The sequence below is a fragment of the Egbenema bharatensis FJBBOT/2019 genome, from assembly GCF_048077055.1.
GTDB classification, from domain to species: Bacteria; Cyanobacteriota; Cyanobacteriia; order Elainellales; family Elainellaceae; genus Egbenema; species Egbenema bharatensis.
Genome location: NZ_CP182236.1, coordinates 3758951 through 3776319 on the forward strand (window position 1 = coordinate 3758951; position 17369 = coordinate 3776319).

Sequence of the window (17369 nt, forward strand, 5' to 3'; positions counted from 1 at the left end):
AGATTTCCCCTCCTGGGAGGGGTTAGGGATGGGTTGCAGCTTTCCCCTCTTGAAGGGGTTAGGGGTGGGTTCCATCCCCTCCTGGGAGGGGTTAGGGGTGGATTCTCAATGTCTGACATCACCACACCTTCTTAAAGAAGACCTGAAGAAGTTTCTGACAAGAGTTTAAAAAAGACAAGGTGGGCAAGGCCCACCCTCCGGTTAAGTATGACGAGATAGGACGAGCGATTCCTACATCATGCCCATGCCACCCATGCCCATGCCGCCCATGCCCATGCCGCCCATACCCATACCGCCCATGCCGCCCATGCCGCCCATGTCAGGCGCACCGCCAGCCGGTTGTTTCTCTGGTTTTTCTACAACCAGCACTTCCGTAGTGACCACCATTCCAGCGATCGATCCTGCATCCTGAAGGGCGGAACGAACCACTTTAGCGGGATCCACTACTCCGGCAGCCAGCAGATCTTCGTAGGCTCCCGTCAGAGCGTTATAGCCCTGGTTCATGTCCATGTCTTTAACTTTTTGGACTACAACAGAGCCTTCTGCACCGGCATTGTCTGCAATCTGGCGTAAGGGAGCTTCAACCGCCTTCACAACAATGTTGGCTCCGATCGCTTCATCCGGGTTCAGTCCCTGAATTACGCTGTCCACCCGTTTGGCTAGATGGAGCAAGGAAGCCCCTCCCCCAGGGATAATCCCTTCTTCAACCGCTGCACGGGTTGCATTCAGGGCATCCTCTAGGCGCAGTTTCCGATCCTTCAGTTCGGTTTCCGTTGCCGCACCCACCTTGATGACTGCCACACCGCCGACTAACCGAGCCAGCCGCTCTTGCAGTTTCTCAGTGTCGTAGTCTGAATCCGTTTCGGACAGTTCCCGGCGAATTTGGGCGATCCGCTTCTCCAGAGCTGCCTTATCGGGAGCTTCCGCCACGATCGTCGTTGAGTCTTTGGTGATTGTCACCTTACGGGCAGTGCCCAGCATATCCACGGTTAGGTTGTCAAAGCTCAAGCCGATGTCGGGCGAGATCACCTGCGCTCCTACCAGAACCGCAATATCCTGGAGAACCGCTTTCCGGCGTTCCCCAAAGGATGGAGCCTTCACCGCCACAGCACTGAGGACACCCCGCAAGCGGTTAACCACCAGGGTTGCCAGTGCTTCGCCTTCCACATCTTCTGCAATGATCAGCAGGGGTCTACCTTCGCGAGCAATTTTTTCCAGAACGGGCACTAAGTCCTGAATACTGCCAATCTTTTCATTGGTGAGCAGAATGACCGGATTTTCCAGTTCAGAAATCATCCGCTCTGGATCGGTGACAAAGTAGGGGGAGATGTAACCGCGATCGAACTGCATCCCTTCGACGAGTTCCATTTCCGTCGTGAGTGACTTCGATTCTTCAACCGAAATTACCCCATCTTTGCCGACTTTCTTCATCGCTTCGGAGATCAACCGTCCTACTTCTGGATCGCTTCCGGCTGCCGCCGCTGCAACCTGTTCGATCGCCGCTTCATCGATCGGTTGCGCAATTTCGGCAATGCCTTCAACAATTTTGGCGACCGCCTTTTCAATGCCTCGGCGCAGAGCCACCGGGTTGGTTCCGGCAGCCACATTCTTCAAGCCTTCCCGAATCATCGCCTGGGCCAATACCGTTGCGGTGGTGGTGCCATCTCCAGCCAGATCCTGAGTTCTGGATGCAACCTCCTGAATTAGCCTTGCCCCAGTGTTTTCTAGCGGATCTTCAAGTTCAATCTCTTTGGCGATCGTAATTCCATCATTGACAATCTGAGGCACGCCGAACTTCGATTCCAATACGACATTACGCCCCTTTGGGCCTAATGTAATTCGGACAGCATCAGCGAGCGCGTTAACACCCCGCTCCAAAGCCTGACGCGATTTTTCATCGAATACAACTATCTTGGGCATAATTTTTCGGTTTACATCTCTCCAGTCTAAAACTTTAGCACTCTGGAGGCTGGAGTGCTAATTCTGAAGTGGAGGGAATTCCGAACTTATGATGTTGAGGACAAGGAAGAATGAAAGGAATGAAGCCAGGAAGTAATCCTTTCTAAGGAATTAATTAAAAATTGGCATCATGCTCGCCATCCCAACACTTATCATCGCGCCAAACGCGCCCAGTGTGCCGGCACTCTGACTCAGTCTGCAACCAGGGAATCGCTGTAGGATGGAAGGAGGCATTCTGGGCAGCAGACAGGATTTTAGGGAGAAGTTTCATTACTCCCAGCGTGATTCCTCCGCTTAATAAAAAGATGAGCAGGATGAGATTGGTAGCAGTAAAGGGATAATTGTGCTGTTCAGTCTTCAAGCGTTTCAGCGATCGACGTTCCCGCCCAGCGAATAAAACCACGTAAAAACCGGGTTTTGGAAAAGGAACCGATAGCCGGAGATCAATGAGGTGATTGCCCTGGCTCATTCGCTGAAGTGCTTGACGGAGGGCATCTTTCTGAGATTCTGAAAAAGTTTCGGCCAGTCCGGACGGGAGGTGATTCATTAACCGTTTGAAAGCAGCATTGGCATTTTTATGCGACTTCATAGATCAGTTCTAGCTTTAGTAAATAATTGTTTGAATGAGGCGAATTAGTATCATGCACTGAGCGGTAAATTGAAGCTGATCGTCACCGCGGACTGATGGTTTTTTGATGTTAACTTTGCCTTAACCCTAAATTCTATGGTGAAGTGCGCCATCAGGAGATTCTTCAAAAATTGATAAAAAAACGATGAACTCCGTTGACAGCATTTCATTAATGCAAATTGATCTTAAACCGGCAATAAACCAGCAATAAAAAGAAGGGGATGCGGAAATGCACCCCCTACACAAGCCCACTGAATAAATTAAGAATTATCTGAAACCCACCGATGCTTGCCAGACAAACGCCAGTAGCAAAAAGAAAACGGGAATCACGGGCAGAACATCCACTAGGGGATCAAAGATTGAGTAAGCCTCTGGTAATTTTGCCAACAGCAATACCGCTTCCATGTGACCTCTACCTCTCCAACACAGATTTCATAATTGCTACGCATCTTAACATATCCAGGGGACGCATTTATCCTTCCCTATCAAGTCATGGTGCAGGTCATCGCAGGTTGTCTACGAAGTTAGCCGTCCCAGGTTGGCTTAATAAACCGTCAGGCGATAGCGTCCCCGTCCTTCTGCTGAAAACGAGTTGACGATCGCCGTGTAAGTGCCCGACTGCGGTAGTTCCATCACAATTCGGGCATTAAAATTACCGCCGCTATCATCATCTTCCGCCACAATGCTCCCGTCCGGGGCAATCAAGAAGAGGTACGGGTCAAAATCTGGACTGCTCAGGTCAACGTGAAGGGTTTGTCCCTGATTGGCCTGGAACTCAACAATTTCGTAAGGGCTATTATCCGATCGCAGTCGAGGACTCTGATCGGTCAGTTCCCCCGTGACATCCTGAATATAGCGGGTGCGATCGCGCAGTAGGGAGAGGGCAAACCGTCCCTCGGCTCCTGGATCGGTGTACACAACTACCCCATACTCCCCGGTGTCCGGCAGGCGCAAAAAGAGTTGATTGTCTACCGGAACCAGGGGATTATCCGACAGAATGCGAGATTCTCCAGGCAGGATTGTTCCGCCAATATATTGCTGACCTTCTGGGGCTGAAAGGTTGAATACCTGCATATACGGATTCAGACTTAATCCATTCGTCCGGGAATCATTACTGCCCGTCAGCGTCAAAATGATCGGTTCGTTTTGGCGACCCGAGAACTGATACACCCGCACCCGTCGGCCCTCGGCATCAGCGTAATCAGCTCGCCCCAACACCCCTGGCTCCAACGAACCCGTAGCGATGCGGGTCAATCTTGGCCGGAAAGCACTGGATCGGGCCGCGGGGGAGGGGGAGGAGGGGGAGGTGCGGCGGAACCTCCTGGGGCAACGGCTGGCTGGGCAGGTGCGCTGGCTGGAGGGGGTTCATAAATCCCTGGATCAACCTCAGGTGGGGGTGGGGCAACGGGGCGAGGTTCTTCTGCCGCCGCAGGTTCCTTCAAAATATCGCCTGCAAATCCCTGAGCTTCTGCCCGAGTCGCTAGAAAGCTCGTAATTGGCAGAGTAGAACCGACAAGATAGAGAAAGATAGACGCTAGATGATAGAAATTGGCTTTTTTCATGCTTTTTTAGGGCAGTAATATGTAATATCTTTACCACAATTAGCCTGAGGCTACCGATCGGCTAGTTCAGCCTGACTGGCCAGTTGACTCCGCTTTTCTTCAGATTGATCAGTGTTGACAAACATTTCCCACTGTTCAGCAGTTAGAGTTGCCTGTCGGTTGCGCTGCTCAGGGTAAACCACGATCTGGTCAAAATCAGTGTACTGAGTGGGAAACTCTTTGTTATTCCCCCGAATCACCTCCATAAAAAATGCCGCAAACTGACGGAGCACTTCATCTTGGGTAAATCGCGCATTGGATGAACCGTCATAGCGAATGGTTACTTCCGTCTCTGTAACGGCCACAACCGTTGGCTTCACCGCAGCAATTAACACAGCGACTTCTGCCCCAATCTGGGATGCTTCTTCATTCAGATACGCTTGCAAGACATTTGCCTGCCAATCGTAAATTTGCTTTTTCGCATCGTTGTAGATGGGGGAACCCGCTGAAATCGTTTGTGCTTTTTCGATCGCCCCCTCCAGATCGGGATTTGCCTGCGTTGCCAGCATTACCGCCGCTTCAAAGGTTTCCTCGTCTTGTGCTTCCGAGCAATTCGTTAAAATCATCCGCACCTGCTCCAGCAATTCGGGGAAATCTCTGGGAAACGTTCGCGCCCGGTTAATGCATTCCTGATGGTTGCCTTGCAGATGAAGCATCTGGATTTCCTCCAGTGATGCCTGGGCTTCCCGATACGGCGTTTGCTGTTGAACATAGACATAGCCCCCAGCCCCCAGTGCCGCCAGAATTCCAGCTGTGATACCAATTGCTATGAGGGAACGGACGGGTGGAACGAAGGAGAATTGCGTGGAGGGAATAGGGGAGTGGGGAGTGGGGAGTGGGGAGTGGGGAGTGGGTGAGGAGGTAGGAGGGGGTGGGGAGGTGGGAGTCGGAGGGAGGGAGGGAGGAAAGGCAGGGGAAGGAGGAGGAGTTAGCGGGTAGGGAAGATTAGAACCAGGAGCAGTGGGGGGAACGGGAGAACCCGAAACTGGAACAGTGGGGGGAATGGGAGGAAAATGTTGGACGGGTTGAGTGGGGGGAATCGGACTGGGCAGGGACGACTGGAGGGCGTTAAGCACCTCCTGGGCCGTGGTAAACCGATCGCGGGGATGATACTGAATGGTTTGATCCAGAATATTTGCCAGGGCATCACTCACGGTAGGAGCCAAGTCACGCCAGAGCAAGTCTCCCGTGCGGTGATCCGATGGGATATCCTGCGGCAATTTGCCCGTAAACAGGTAAATAATTGTCAAACCCAGGCTGTACAGATCGCTGGAAAAGACGGGCCGCCCAACTCCCTGTTCTGGAGACATATAGCCCGGAGTTCCAATTACGATCGAACTGACGGTTTGCCCCTGGGAATTGAGCAGCGTTCCCACCGATTCCTTCACTGCACCAAAGTCAATTAGAACAGGCTTTTTGTCCACCTGGCGCAGAATAATATTATCTGGTTTGATATCCCGGTGAATAATTCCGCGACTATGGATGGCTGACAGAACGGGTAATATCTCACCTAACAATTGCCGCGCAGTCGATTCATCAAACAATCCAGACTGACTCACCTGACTGGCCAGCGTTTTGCCTTCAATCCACTCCTGCACTAAATAGAACCGATCGGATTCTTCAAAGTAGGCGTATAGTTCAGGGATTTGACTGCTCGATCGCCCTAATTCTTCTAGAATGGCAGCTTCCCGATGAAACCGATCCTGCACGATTCGGTAAACCTGGGGATTGTCTGCCATCGTTTTGAGTTGTTTGATCACACAGGAGCGTTTGGACGGTAGAAAACTATCTTCTGCCAGAAAAGTTTCACCAAAACCTCCTTTAGCTAAGACTTGAAGCACCCGATAGCGATTGTTAAGAATTGTCGGTGTCATGTTACAGACATACCAATGCTCTAGTTTTAAGGCAAACTATCAGCTTATCCAAACAAACCAGCCAAACCGATCGACTCAACGTCAAGCTATACGGCTTTAATACCTTTAATATACAGTCGTTCCAAGCTATTAATCACCATAATACAAGCATTTTCCTCCCCTTACCGTATACAGATGTACCCAGTCGGTCACTGCACAAACTTGCCAACCATTTGCCGGAGTTGATCAGGCTCAAAGGGTTTCGTCAGATATTCTGTTGCACCTGCCAATCGTCCCTGGATGCGATCGAAGGGGCTATCTTTTGAAGTGATCATGATGACGGGTAAGGTTTGGAACTGAGGCAAGCGGCGCAAGGTTCGGCAAAATTCCAACCCATCCACCTCTGGCATCAGGACATCGAGTAGCAAAACGGCGATCGGCTCACGGTAAATCACAGATAAAGCTCCGACCACGTTACCCGTGACAATCACACGGTAGTCGGGTTCCAGCGTTTGTTTGACCAATTGCTGAATCGTTATGCTGTCATCCACGGTCAAGACGGTTGGCATAGATTGAGCAACATCCGACATACAATCCTTCTCCCAGGTCAAGATCCCAATTAGCTATCAATTTCTTCACCGCAGCAAACGCATCTAAGGTGCATCGTCGGTATAGATTTAGGCTGCCCAGAATCGGGAAGGCACTAATGATGGTTAGGAGCATCTCAACATTTCTTATCTCACTGCGATCGAAGGATCGTATTGCCCCATCCGGATTCGGGCACACTAAGTTCAACTTTCAACTTTCAACTTTCAACCTTCTGATTTCAACTTTCCGCGTTCTGTTCCTGTCTTAAACCGATTGGTGGTACATCTGATGTCTGCATTGAATGTTCAGAGCAATACTGTTCAAAGTAATATAGAGCACCCCCACCTCACCGCACTGCTGGCAGAATTGAGCCAAATTTTGACCCAGCCCAGTACGATTGCTGAAATGGTACAGCACGTTGCAGATGCCATTGTGCAGACTTTGAATGACATTGCGCTACTTAAGGTTTGGCTCTTGAACTCAGAGCAAACTCTCCTGGAACTCCAAGCTGCATCAGGCATTGTTAGTCATGGTTTGGATTTACCCGATCGAATTCCGGTGGGCATTTCCATTATTGGTTTAATTGCCCAAAATCGGACTCCTTACTTCACCAACGATTTGTCCCACGACATCTGCTTTAACTCCCATTGGATACAGCAAGAACAACTGTTATCCTTTGCTGGGTATCCCCTGGTTCTGGAAGACCGTCTGGTTGGGGTCATGGCATTGTTTAGCCGACAGCCCATTTCAGAAGCGACTGGAAGCCTGTTGCAGTGGGCGACCACCAGTCTGGCGATTTCGGTCGATCGGGTCTTAGCCCGTCAAGAGTTGCTGAGTCGGCGGGAAACGCTGCTCTTTCGTCTGGCAAATCAGATTCGTAATTCCCTCGATTTAGATAAGATTTTGGGAACGGCGGTGCGCGAAATCCGCCAACTCCTCCACATCGATCGCTGCCATTTCCTTTGGTGCTGGACATCACCCCATCCCTCCTCTGCCCAGGAAGAGGTGATGCAGCCGATTCTCTGTATTACTCACGAAGCTAGACAGCCAGAGCTACCCAGCCTTTTAGGGGAATGTTCTCCAGAGCAGGTTGCGGTGCTGGCCAACAAAATTCTCAGTCTCCAACCGATTCAAATTGCAGCGATCGATCGGGTACGCCTAGAACCGGAAATTGTTGATCTGATGCAGCAATGGGGAATGCAGTCTCAGTTGTTGATGCCTTTAGAAACTCGATCGGGACAACTGGGGGCGATCGTCTGTGGCCATTGCCAGGATACCCATCTGTGGAATGAATCCGATGTGGAGTTATTGCAAGCAGTGACCGATCAATTGGCCATTGCAATTGATCAGGCGGAACTGTATGCCCAGAGTCGAGCCGCCGCCCTGGCAGCCCAAACTCAGGCGGAGCAGTTGAGTGAAGCCCTTACCCACTTACGCCAGACCCAAACCCAGCTAATTCAAAGTGAAAAAATGTCGAGCCTGGGGCAACTGGTCGCTGGAATTGCCCATGAAATCAATAATCCTGTCACTTTTGTGAGCGGTAATTTGACCCACGCCAATCGTTACTTTCAGGATTTGGCCCATCTCCTCAAATTGTACGAACAGCATTACCCAGAGCCAGTGCCAGAAATTCAGGAATGTATCGAGTCAGTGGATTTTGATTTTGTCATTTCCGATTTCAAAAATGTGTTGAACTCAATGCGCATTGGAGCCGATCGCATTTACAAAATTGTGGTATCCTTGCGGAATTTTTCACGGCTGGACGAATCAGAAGTCAAGGCGGTCGATCTGCATGAAGGCATTGATAGCACACTGTTGATTCTGCAGAACCGCCTGAAAGCAAAGGGGCAATCTCCGGGCATTGAAGTCATCAAGCATTACGGTTCTCTGCCTCTGGTCAATTGCTATGCCAGCCAGCTCAACCAGGTCTTTATGAACTTAATCAGCAATGCCATTGATGCGCTAGAGAATGCTCCTCTCCCCCACATCATCACCATTCACACGGAGTTTCTTTCAGCCCAACCCACCACAGCGATCGGCTCCCCCAAACCATCCTGGATTGTCATCAAAATCGGGGACAACGGCACTGGCATGACGGAGGAAGTCAAACAGCGCATTTTTGATCCGTTCTACACCACCAAACCCGTCGGACACGGCACGGGGCTAGGTTTATCCATCAGCCATCAAATTATTGTTGAAAAGCACAAAGGACGGCTCAGTTGCCAGTCTTACCCCGGACAGGGCACAACGTTCATCATCGAAGTTCCATTTTATGAAACCGTTCTGGCTGAAGGGGTTGAAGTGAGCAAAGTGGAGGGCTAAGAAGAACCAGGGAGCAGTCTTCCGCCCTCTCCGATTCACCCTTCAATTTCAATCTCCGTCACCGTTGCCGGCATCTCTGTTGCCGCTGCTTGCTTAGTTTGATAGAACTGAGAGGCCAGATAGCCCAGCGAATACAGGAGGGCTGCGTTTCCAGTTGTACCCACTGCTGCACCAATCCCCGGAATAATTTCCACCAGGCTTAACCCCGATTTCAATACCCCAGAACCCCCTGTGGAGAGGAGCCAGATTGCTAAAACTTCGCCCCTGCGGGTGGGATCCTTGAGGGAGAAGCCGTAGATTGCAGCGATATGATAGATCATTTCTGCCTGGAGAGCTGTGATGGCCGCCAGGTCGATCGCCAGGAGAGAAACCGCTAGAGGCGGAATGAAGTTGGTCACTAAGCCAACCCCTGCGGCCTTCATGGCAGTGTCAACCATAACCCGGTGGGCTAACTGTTCCGGCGTATCCAGGGGGTTCTTTTGCCGCAGTTCTTCAACCTGTCGCTGTACCTTATCTGCATCTACCTGGCCCAGAGCCGCCATTACCCATCTCAGCCCTGGCAATTTTGTTGCCGTACGAACCACAGGATTTTCAGCGATCGGTGTGGCGATGCCCCCAACGGTTTCGGTACCCCGCTCCACCAGCATATGCAGCATATCGGAGATCGGCTTGGTTAGAGAGGCGATCGTTTCAGTGACTTGATGGGGAAATTCAGCCGAATTGCTTTGTGTTGGCATAGTAACTAACCGTAATAACGAACCAGGTCATCCTCTGGCTTGCTGCCTTTAGATCTTCAAATCTTCAGATCTATGGAAAAAGTCCAGATGAGGGTGAAATTGCATTACACCATTTCCACCGTTACAGTCCACTTTATAGAATAAGTGAGTTGATCATCTTCTATCTTTTGATAGCTTCTGTCAGTGCACTCGCATCAAAAGGGGGATGAATCAGGCAAAACGCTTTGAACCGACATTTTCCGCAGTGAAGGAAGTGAACCTCATGACCCAAGCTTTACGAGAGCTACAATCCGCAAACGGAGCAACGTTTACAACGGTGGCCGACCACACTGTGCCCGATCGCTTTGGCAATGAGGCAGAGGTTTGGCAAGCGATCGAAACTGGGGTAGTTTTGCACGATCGCTCCCACTGGGGACGAATTCGTGTGAGTGGAGACGATCGTTTGCGGTTTTTGCATAATCAAACCACTAATAGCATGCAAACCCTCCAGCCAGGCCAGGGCTGTGACACCGTGTTTGTCACTTCAACAGCCCGGACGATCGATTTGGTGAGTGCCTACACCCTGGAGGATGCAGTCTTGCTCCTGACTTCGCCAGGCTACAATCAGAAGCTGATTCAGTGGATGGATCGCTTTATTTTCTTTGCCGATAAAGTGGAGCTAGAAGATTTGACCGAAAGGACGATCACCTTCAGCATCATGGGGGCAGGCAGTGATGCCTTGCTGGAAAAAGTCGGAGCAGGTTCCCTGGTGGGTCAACCCTGTAACAATCATCTGCTCCTGAATATCAACGGCATTGAAACACGAATTGCAGTAGGATGCGGTTTAGCTCTATCGGGGCATACATTTTTTGTTGAAGCTGACCGTGCCGCTGATCTATGGAAACAATTGATTGCATCGGGGGCTGTACCGATGGGGGAGCAGATTTGGGAACAACTGCGGATTCAGCAAGGTCGCCCCTTACCCGATCGGGAATTGACTGAAGCAGTTAATCCTTTAGAGGCAGGACTGTGGTATACCATTTCACTCAATAAGGGCTGTTACATTGGACAGGAAACGATTGCGCGTTTACATACCTATCGTGGTGTCAAACAACAGCTCTGGGGGATCAAACTCAACCAATTCGCTGAACCTGGAAGTTCTATTGTGGCGAATGGGCAGGCGATCGGTAAGCTAACAAGCTGTACACAAAGTCAAAACGGCTACTTCGGACTAGCTTATATCCGTACCAAAGCCCTGCCTTCCGAATTAGCTATTACCGTTAATGAGCAACAGGGGGAGTTGGTGAATGTGCCTTTCCTCACCCATGAATATCCGTAAGGGATCTGCAATTAAATGGCATTCTCATCTGAGAAGAAATCTGCTGTAAGGGCACACAGCAGCATTCCCCCTGCCGGGTACGCTATTTTTCTGCATATCCCTCCTAACTGCAGGGCTAACCCATCCTGCAACCGTTTGCTATCCAGCTTGAGAAGATAATTTGGCTAACACATCCTGCACCATTGCAGGCAATCGACGCATGATTTTTCCTCGCTCTGAATCGACCCCTACCAGAGTGACCTGTGCTGTGACAAATAACTCCTGATCATCAGGCGACTGAATCCGATAATCCCAGTTGACCCGCACCCCCTTCATTTCAGCAATCCGAGCTTTGACGATGGCAGGCATTCCCAGTCGCACGGGCCGATGGTACCGAATGGACAAATTCACCACCTGTAACTCGCAGCCTACCGCCACCATATCCGCATAGTCCACGCCGAGCGATCGAAAACATTCAACACGAGCCTCTTCCATCCAGGCAATATATGAACCATGCCAGACAATGCCGCCATAATCCGTATGGTGGGGCTGTGCTCGTACCGGATACTCAAACCACTGCTCAATGGTTTGATCAGCTCCTTGCTCAAAGTGCGTCTGAATGGCGCGAGTTGGCTCCAGTTGCGGTTTCATGGGGGATTCCCTCAGTTGATCATCAAATTAAATATTTCTACATTGTTCTTTACATTATTTCAAACGGTTGAACGTCCCTGCAATGACTTTGAACTAATGTAAAACCGATTGAAACAATTCATCTTGAGCAGATAGATTGGTGAGCCAACTGACATAGACTGTAAATTGAACCATTTAAGTGAATTGTAACCGTTCAGTTTCAATCTTTAATTTACTTACGGTGAAGGCGCAACCATGATAGAAAAAATATTACTGGCAGACTCCGGCACAGGTCACACTGAAGAAATGCTCAAAGTCCTGATGGATATTCCCCTGATCCAGCGGGCCAAGGTCACGATTTTGCATGTTGTTTCGCCACAAATTACCTCTGAGTCGATGACCGAGAAATGGGAGGAAGGAGGCAGAATTTTAGCCAACGCCCTTCAAACGCTGAACCTGGATCCATCCCACACCAACACAGTGCTACGGGCAGGCGATCCGAAGGATATTGTTTGTCGGGTAGCTGAAGAGATTGATGCCGACCTGATTATTATGGGGTCGCGTGGGCTGAAGCGGATTCAATCCATTCTGGAAAATTCCGTCAGCCAATACGTGTTTCAACTCGCCTCTCGACCCATGCTGTTGGTGAAAGATGACATCTATGTCAAGAAAATCAATCGCATCATGGTTGCGTTGGACAAATCTGAGACTTCAGCTGCCTGTCTTAAAACCGCGATCGGCCTGATCCGAGATACCAAAAATGGTCAACTGATTCTGGTGCATACGAATCCTGACCTGAAGCTGAAACCCGGTGAAATCGCTGCCAATCCTAACGAAGATCCCGTTCTGCAACCCGCGATCGCCGAAGTGAAAAAGATGGGAATCAACTACAAGTGTATTGCCCCAGATGGAAAACCGGGTGAGCGGATTTGTCAGGTGGCTGAAGAAATGGCGGTAGATTTGCTCGTGCTGGGTTCCCCCGATCGCCGTCCTTCCATCGCTAAGGGACTGCCTGACCTCGATCGCCTGCTCGGACAATCCCTGTCCGACTACGTAAGAGTCTACGCCAACTGTCCGGTGCTGCTCGTACGCTCACCTGGATAACCTCAACCTGCTTTAGTTTGCTCAAACGGTTAAAACCAGAAGGGGCAGGACAAATAGCTTTCAAGCCAATTCGCTCCAGGCTTTGAACTCCCTAGTTTTCCTGCTCCTTTCCCACCATAAGACAAACAGAATTTTGCCCATAGCAGCGGCTTCTTCACCCTAGCTTGACAGAAAAACATCTAATCTTTCAGGAATTGTGTCAGGAATTAACGGTACAAGGGATGTAGTTTATCGTGTCACCTGACTAGGAGACAGCGGACTAACGCAGAGCAATTGTAAAGTCGTGCCAACAGCCTGGAGCTATGGCACATGGGCTGCTGAACCGTTTGCCTCCATCTCCAACCCTATCCAATACCTTCGTAGATGGTGAATTCCAAAAACTCAACCCGAGTTTTCGGATTAGCACCCTATGTCTAGAAATAAGGATAAAGACCCACGATCGTAGTCAGGACAGTGTATCTACTCGTTTATTGCAGCTATTTCCTGCGACCGGCAACTTTTAAGCCAGATGTCGAGTCTTAGTTAATTAATCCCGAATCGTGGGAACACTAGCAGTAAGCATTAGAAAGCCCCTTGTACCTGGAGCCATTGAAGCGAGCATTATGTCTGCAAAACCCTTCTATTCGGATGCTGACTATAACGAGTCCCCCAGTAACGTTGTTGATTTCCCCAAGAATAACGGCAGCGACGATGGGATGGACGTGGAGCAGATGGAAGCTGATTTAGCGAGTCTAGAAGCAGAATATTCTGGCTCTGGAATTGGCAGAGGTCTGAGTCGGCGTAGCACTGATCTGGTGCGGTTGTACCTACAGGAAATTGGTCGCGTTCGCCTGCTAGGGCGCGATGAAGAAGTTTCCGAAGCCCAGAAGGTGCAGCGTTATATGCGTCTGGTTGAACTTCGCAATGAGGCCGCAGAAAAGGGGGATGCTGAAATTCAACAGTACGTGCATCTCCTGGAAACCCACGATCGCCTGGTGGCAAACTTGAGCCATCGTCCTTCCCTGGAGCGGTGGGCGGCTGAGGCAAGCGTTGCGGTTGAGAACCTGAAGCCCATTCTGGGACAAGGTAAGCGGCGTTGGGCTGAGTCGGCAGAGCTGGCCGTTGAAGAACTGGAGCAAATCAAGTCCGAAGGGACTCGCGCCAAGGATCACATGATCAAAGCGAATCTGCGACTGGTGGTTTCAGTGGCGAAGAAATACCAAAATCGAGGCTTAGAACTGCTGGACTTAATTCAGGAAGGCACATTGGGGCTGGAACGAGCTGTCGAGAAGTTTGATCCCACTAAGGGCTATCGATTCAGTACCTACGCTTACTGGTGGATTCGCCAGGGGATTACGCGAGCCATTGCCACTCAGAGCCGCACCATTCGCCTCCCGGTTCACATTACTGAAAAGCTCAACAAAATCAAAAAGGCTCAACGTAAGATTTCCCAGGAGAAAGGACGGACTGCCACGATCGAGGATATTGCGTCTGAACTGGATATGTCCCCACCCCAGGTGCGAGAAGTGCTGCTGCGGGTTCCCCGTGCGGTTTCGCTGGAAACTAAAGTGGGTAAGGAGCGGGATACCGAACTGGGTGAACTGGTGGCTGAGGATAGTGCATCCCCTGAGGATCGATTGATGCGAGAATCTTTGCATCGTGACCTCCAGCAGTTGCTCACCGACCTGACCAGCCGCGAACGGGATGTGATTCTGATGCGGTTTGGCTTGGGAGATGGACAACCCTACTCCTTGGCGGAGATCGGTCGGGCCCTGGATCTGTCCCGTGAGCGAGTTCGCCAAATCGAAGCCAAAGCCCTCCAAAAGCTGCGGCAGCCAAAGCGGCGCAACCGTGTCCGGGATTATCTGGAAGCGTTGACTTAAGAGAATCTGCGGAAAAACAACGTATCTGATAGGGGCGCACAGCGGAGGCACACTGCTGTGCGCCCTTACAATAGCACCCAATCCCCTAAAACCAGTGGGCAAATTCCTGGGCAAAGGTATCCAGTCCAAGGAGATGAATCCTCGTATCTTGTGCAGCTTGTTGGCGATCGGACTCGGTGTTGTATCCCCAATCTGCCAGGAAGAGTTCGATCGAGTCTAAATCAGGCTGGGTTTGTATTCCCTGAAGCGTTTTCAGTCGATCCTCTACGAACCAGATCTGGACAGGCTGATGGGTTTCTTGCCTAAATTTATCCAACAAATCCCTCAAAGTCTGGGCTTTAGGCTGTTTTACTTCTTTGCCAAAAATTTGGGTTTCAGGGATACTTACCTGCTGCTGTTGCAGGAGTTGTTTGACAAACCGACCTTCCTTGGTGGTAATAATGACCGGCAGGATCGGACTATGGACTATAGACTGAAGCCGATCGATGATCCCCGGATAAAAGCGATGTTGAGCCAGCCAGTGATCCAGGTCAGACTGAATCCAGCGATCCCGAATCTGATCAACTGTGGCAGCGATCGTGCCTGATTCCAAATCAGCAGCGGTGGCCTGTTGGGGCGCGATCGTACTCCAGTGCGCCAGAATTTCACTATCGGCAACACCCTCAAGCATCGCATGGATTAGGACAGGCATCTCCCAACCCGTTTCCACCACAGGGCGGAGTCGGTAAAATCGATCGGCTAATCCATCCGGCGGAGTCGGATCAGTGGGTTGCCAGAGCTGACAATAGGCTCGCCAGGCGGTTTGGAAGTACTCAATTAATCCATCGCACACGACCCCGTCAAAATCTAGAGCCAGGATAGTCGGCTGCGGTTCGGTCATTAATTCTCCCTCCCTATCCATTTAGAAGGATTAGCCTATTATGGACTGACTCCGAAACTTTATCACAGTCTCTCCACGACAAACTCATACCAATTTAATTGGCAGAAATTGCACATCCTAGTAAGGACGCACTGCTGTGCGCCCCTACAGGCAATCTATCTGCCGTACAAACGATTTAAATCGATATAATCCTTTGTCTTGCTTAAATCAGCAGCCTGTTATATCAGGTGTTCAATCCATTGACTCAGCAGATTCATTCAACCGATTAACGGACGAGCGACTCGCGGACGGAATAGGGATAATTGTTGTACTCCCGCAGAACGTGCATGTTTGGCAAGTCTACGCTGGGTTGGCTCGGACGCTGGGCCACCTGTTCGCCATACCGCACGTCGATCGAACTGCGATCCTGCTCTTCAGGACGGCGCTCATCAAACGCTTCAATGTCTGGCGTTTCATTGGGTTGGGCTGCATCATCCGGGTTAACTTCTGGGTTAACTTCCACGTCCCCGGTGTTGTCTTCAGGACGACGCTCATCGAATGCCTCAATGTCTGGCAGGGTATTGGGCGCATCGGTGGTGTGAGTCTCTGCCTGTGCAACCGAGGTGATAGTGGTAGAAAGCAGTACGGCTGAAATTCCTGCAAAAAATAAGCGATTCATACGGATCTCCTAATGTGTAACCTCCTAACAGTGAGCCTGACCATTGCCTGTCTGTCGAATAAGTTCAGACTGGCTTGACCGAAGCTCATAAAGAAAGGTTACGAAAAATGTCGCGCTTGTTACATTGCCCGATAGATATATCCTTTCCAGGGCGGTTCACCATTTTCTGGCACCACAGATAGAGGCTAAAATTCCATCCACAGAGCGAACCACTCAATCTCTAGTAAACCTCGGCAGCAATACGCCCACCTTTCGTAGGGCAGGCTTCCAGCCTGCGCGGGCAAGATGCCCGCTCTACGGTTGCTCAATTCACGCTCGCTTCTACTAGTCGTTCAATCTACCGTTCAATCTACGATCGCCGAATGTTCAGACAGCACCAGTCCTGCCGTCGCCACAGGGTTGCCACCACCCAGCCATGCTGCTCTAACGTATCTGCGATCGGCTTTACCTGATCCAGCAGTAACCCGCTCAAAATTCCCCAGGTCGTCGGTTTGGCAATCTGGCTCATGGCTGGAATCAAATCAATAATTACTTCAGCCAGAATATTGCAAAGAATACCGTCTACCGGCTCATCAAGCCGTTCAATTAATCGATCGACACTGCCCTCTGCCGCAATCAGGCGATCGGCTTCCAGGGAATTTAATTCTCGGTTACTGTGAGTAGAGAGTACCGCTAAAGGATCTGTATCCACAGCGTAAACTTGCTTCGCCCCTAACAGCAATGCGCCAATAGACAATATGCCTGACCCACAGCCAATGTCCGCAATCACACTTTCAGATGGAGACTCACTCAGGCGCATTTCCAGGGATTCTAAGCACAGTTGCGTCGTTGCATGGGCTCCTGTGCCAAAGGCGACTCCTGGATCAAGCTGAATAATCAGGCGATCGGTCTGTTCTGGAACGGGTATCCAGGCTGGATTAACCAGGAACCGATCGCCAATTTCCTGGGGATGCCAGTGAGCTTTCCAACTGCTCGACCAATCTTCCTCATCAATCAAATTCCACTGCACGATCGGGCTAGAGAAACCGGCACACAGAGCATCCTGCCGCAGCCGTAATGCCAAAGCTGCCAGGTCTAGCTGATACACCTTGAACTGTGGCAAATAAGCCTTGATCAGGCTGCCGTAGGTTTGCACCTCGCTGGAAGTTCCTCGACAATCGAAGTCATCCAAACGCCAGAAGATTAGATCCTCCAGGGCTGGATCACACACAATCTGTATTTCCCACCAGCTAGTTGACATGGCGATCGGC

General features: G+C 50.6%; 16 protein-coding genes. 4 read left to right on the forward strand and 12 right to left on the reverse strand.

All coding sequences use genetic code 11. From position 1 onward, the window contains the following. Window positions 1-231: 231 nt before the first annotated feature. The 7 genes from groL to ACM1PF_RS17475 form a co-directional block, all read right to left on the reverse strand. Window positions 232-1920 carry a chaperonin GroEL gene (gene groL / locus ACM1PF_RS17445; RefSeq protein WP_416665680.1) on the reverse strand — a complete coding sequence of 563 codons (1689 nt, stop codon included), beginning with the start codon at window positions 1918-1920 and terminating at the stop codon, window positions 232-234. Between the two features lie 154 nt (window positions 1921-2074). Then, window positions 2075-2548 carry a hypothetical protein gene (locus ACM1PF_RS17450; RefSeq protein ID WP_416665682.1) on the reverse strand — a complete coding sequence of 158 codons (474 nt, stop codon included), beginning with the start codon at window positions 2546-2548 and terminating at the stop codon, window positions 2075-2077. 306 nt (window positions 2549-2854) lie between these two features. Beyond that, complete coding sequence (locus ACM1PF_RS17455; RefSeq protein WP_106171827.1) at window positions 2855-2992, reverse strand: photosystem II reaction center protein K; 138 nt, start codon at window positions 2990-2992, stop codon at window positions 2855-2857. A 138-nt stretch (window positions 2993-3130) separates the two neighbouring features. After that, entirely contained in the window at window positions 3131-3841 is a 711-nt protein-coding gene (locus ACM1PF_RS17460; RefSeq protein ID WP_416665684.1) for a PPC domain-containing protein, read from the reverse strand. Then, a complete protein-coding gene (locus ACM1PF_RS17465) occupies window positions 3838-4149 on the reverse strand; it encodes a hypothetical protein (RefSeq protein ID WP_416665685.1) in 312 nt (103 codons plus the stop codon). The genes ACM1PF_RS17460 and ACM1PF_RS17465 overlap by 4 nt, the downstream gene beginning before the upstream one ends. 50 nt (window positions 4150-4199) lie before the next feature. Continuing rightward, window positions 4200-6062 carry a protein kinase domain-containing protein gene (locus ACM1PF_RS17470; protein WP_416665687.1) on the reverse strand — a complete coding sequence of 621 codons (1863 nt, stop codon included), beginning with the start codon at window positions 6060-6062 and terminating at the stop codon, window positions 4200-4202. A gap of 188 nt (window positions 6063-6250) precedes the next feature. After that, complete coding sequence (locus ACM1PF_RS17475) at window positions 6251-6631, reverse strand: response regulator (RefSeq protein ID WP_416665689.1); 381 nt, start codon at window positions 6629-6631, stop codon at window positions 6251-6253. A 286-nt stretch (window positions 6632-6917) separates the two neighbouring features. Between ACM1PF_RS17475 and ACM1PF_RS17480 the strand changes: the two genes are divergently transcribed. Beyond that, complete coding sequence (locus ACM1PF_RS17480) at window positions 6918-8951, forward strand: GAF domain-containing protein (RefSeq protein ID WP_416665691.1); 2034 nt, start codon at window positions 6918-6920, stop codon at window positions 8949-8951. A gap of 35 nt (window positions 8952-8986) precedes the next feature. Here ACM1PF_RS17480 and ACM1PF_RS17485 read toward each other — a convergent pair whose 3' ends face one another. After that, entirely contained in the window at window positions 8987-9688 is a 702-nt protein-coding gene (locus ACM1PF_RS17485) for an EcsC family protein (protein ID WP_416665694.1), read from the reverse strand. A 262-nt stretch (window positions 9689-9950) separates the two neighbouring features. Here ACM1PF_RS17485 and ACM1PF_RS17490 point away from each other — a divergent pair, with 262 nt between their 5' ends. After that, window positions 9951-11006 (forward strand): CAF17-like 4Fe-4S cluster assembly/insertion protein YgfZ, encoded by a 1056-nt coding sequence (locus ACM1PF_RS17490; protein ID WP_416665696.1) that lies wholly within the window; start codon window positions 9951-9953, stop codon window positions 11004-11006. A gap of 138 nt (window positions 11007-11144) precedes the next feature. On the opposite strand, the gene ACM1PF_RS17495 is transcribed toward ACM1PF_RS17490, so the two are convergent. Beyond that, the gene (locus ACM1PF_RS17495) at window positions 11145-11636 is read right to left on the reverse strand and encodes an acyl-CoA thioesterase (protein ID WP_416665698.1); all 492 of its coding nucleotides are present in this window, start codon (window positions 11634-11636) and stop codon (window positions 11145-11147) included. Between the two features lie 234 nt (window positions 11637-11870). Here ACM1PF_RS17495 and ACM1PF_RS17500 point away from each other — a divergent pair, with 234 nt between their 5' ends. Continuing rightward, window positions 11871-12719 (forward strand): universal stress protein, encoded by an 849-nt coding sequence (locus tag ACM1PF_RS17500; RefSeq protein WP_416665700.1) that lies wholly within the window; start codon window positions 11871-11873, stop codon window positions 12717-12719. A gap of 602 nt (window positions 12720-13321) precedes the next feature. Continuing rightward, window positions 13322-14581, forward strand: coding sequence for an RNA polymerase sigma factor SigC (sigC, locus tag ACM1PF_RS17505; RefSeq protein ID WP_416665702.1), 1260 nt, complete (start codon window positions 13322-13324; stop codon window positions 14579-14581). 85 nt (window positions 14582-14666) lie between these two features. On the opposite strand, the gene ACM1PF_RS17510 is transcribed toward sigC, so the two are convergent. The 3 genes from ACM1PF_RS17510 to prmA form a co-directional block, all read right to left on the reverse strand. Beyond that, a complete protein-coding gene (locus ACM1PF_RS17510; RefSeq protein WP_416665705.1) occupies window positions 14667-15461 on the reverse strand; it encodes an HAD family hydrolase in 795 nt (264 codons plus the stop codon). 265 nt (window positions 15462-15726) lie between these two features. Next, entirely contained in the window at window positions 15727-16119 is a 393-nt protein-coding gene (locus tag ACM1PF_RS17515) for a hypothetical protein (RefSeq protein WP_416665707.1), read from the reverse strand. A 349-nt stretch (window positions 16120-16468) separates the two neighbouring features. Continuing rightward, a complete protein-coding gene (gene prmA, locus ACM1PF_RS17520; protein ID WP_416665709.1) occupies window positions 16469-17359 on the reverse strand; it encodes a 50S ribosomal protein L11 methyltransferase in 891 nt (296 codons plus the stop codon). Between the last annotated feature and the right edge of the window lie 10 nt (window positions 17360-17369).

Excerpts from the sequence above, each read along its gene's own strand:
- groL (WP_416665680.1), bottom strand. The coding sequence starts at position 1,920 with ATGCCCAAGATAGTTGTATTCGATGAAAAATCGCGTCAGGCTTTGGAG.
- ACM1PF_RS17450 (WP_416665682.1), bottom strand. The coding sequence starts at position 2,548 with ATGAAGTCGCATAAAAATGCCAATGCTGCTTTCAAACGGTTAATGAAT.
- ACM1PF_RS17455 (WP_106171827.1), bottom strand. The coding sequence starts at position 2,992 with ATGGAAGCGGTATTGCTGTTGGCAAAATTACCAGAGGCTTACTCAATC.
- ACM1PF_RS17465 (WP_416665685.1), bottom strand. The coding sequence starts at position 4,149 with ATGAAAAAAGCCAATTTCTATCATCTAGCGTCTATCTTTCTCTATCTT.
- ACM1PF_RS17470 (WP_416665687.1), bottom strand. The coding sequence starts at position 6,062 with ATGACACCGACAATTCTTAACAATCGCTATCGGGTGCTTCAAGTCTTA.
- ACM1PF_RS17475 (WP_416665689.1), bottom strand. The coding sequence starts at position 6,631 with ATGTCGGATGTTGCTCAATCTATGCCAACCGTCTTGACCGTGGATGAC.
- ACM1PF_RS17480 (WP_416665691.1), top strand. The coding sequence starts at position 6,918 with ATGTCTGCATTGAATGTTCAGAGCAATACTGTTCAAAGTAATATAGAG.
- ACM1PF_RS17485 (WP_416665694.1), bottom strand. The coding sequence starts at position 9,688 with ATGCCAACACAAAGCAATTCGGCTGAATTTCCCCATCAAGTCACTGAA.
- ACM1PF_RS17490 (WP_416665696.1), top strand. The coding sequence starts at position 9,951 with ATGACCCAAGCTTTACGAGAGCTACAATCCGCAAACGGAGCAACGTTT.
- ACM1PF_RS17495 (WP_416665698.1), bottom strand. The coding sequence starts at position 11,636 with ATGAAACCGCAACTGGAGCCAACTCGCGCCATTCAGACGCACTTTGAG.
- ACM1PF_RS17500 (WP_416665700.1), top strand. The coding sequence starts at position 11,871 with ATGATAGAAAAAATATTACTGGCAGACTCCGGCACAGGTCACACTGAA.
- sigC (WP_416665702.1), top strand. The coding sequence starts at position 13,322 with ATGTCTGCAAAACCCTTCTATTCGGATGCTGACTATAACGAGTCCCCC.
- ACM1PF_RS17510 (WP_416665705.1), bottom strand. The coding sequence starts at position 15,461 with ATGACCGAACCGCAGCCGACTATCCTGGCTCTAGATTTTGACGGGGTC.
- ACM1PF_RS17515 (WP_416665707.1), bottom strand. The coding sequence starts at position 16,119 with ATGAATCGCTTATTTTTTGCAGGAATTTCAGCCGTACTGCTTTCTACC.
- prmA (WP_416665709.1), bottom strand. The coding sequence starts at position 17,359 with ATGTCAACTAGCTGGTGGGAAATACAGATTGTGTGTGATCCAGCCCTG.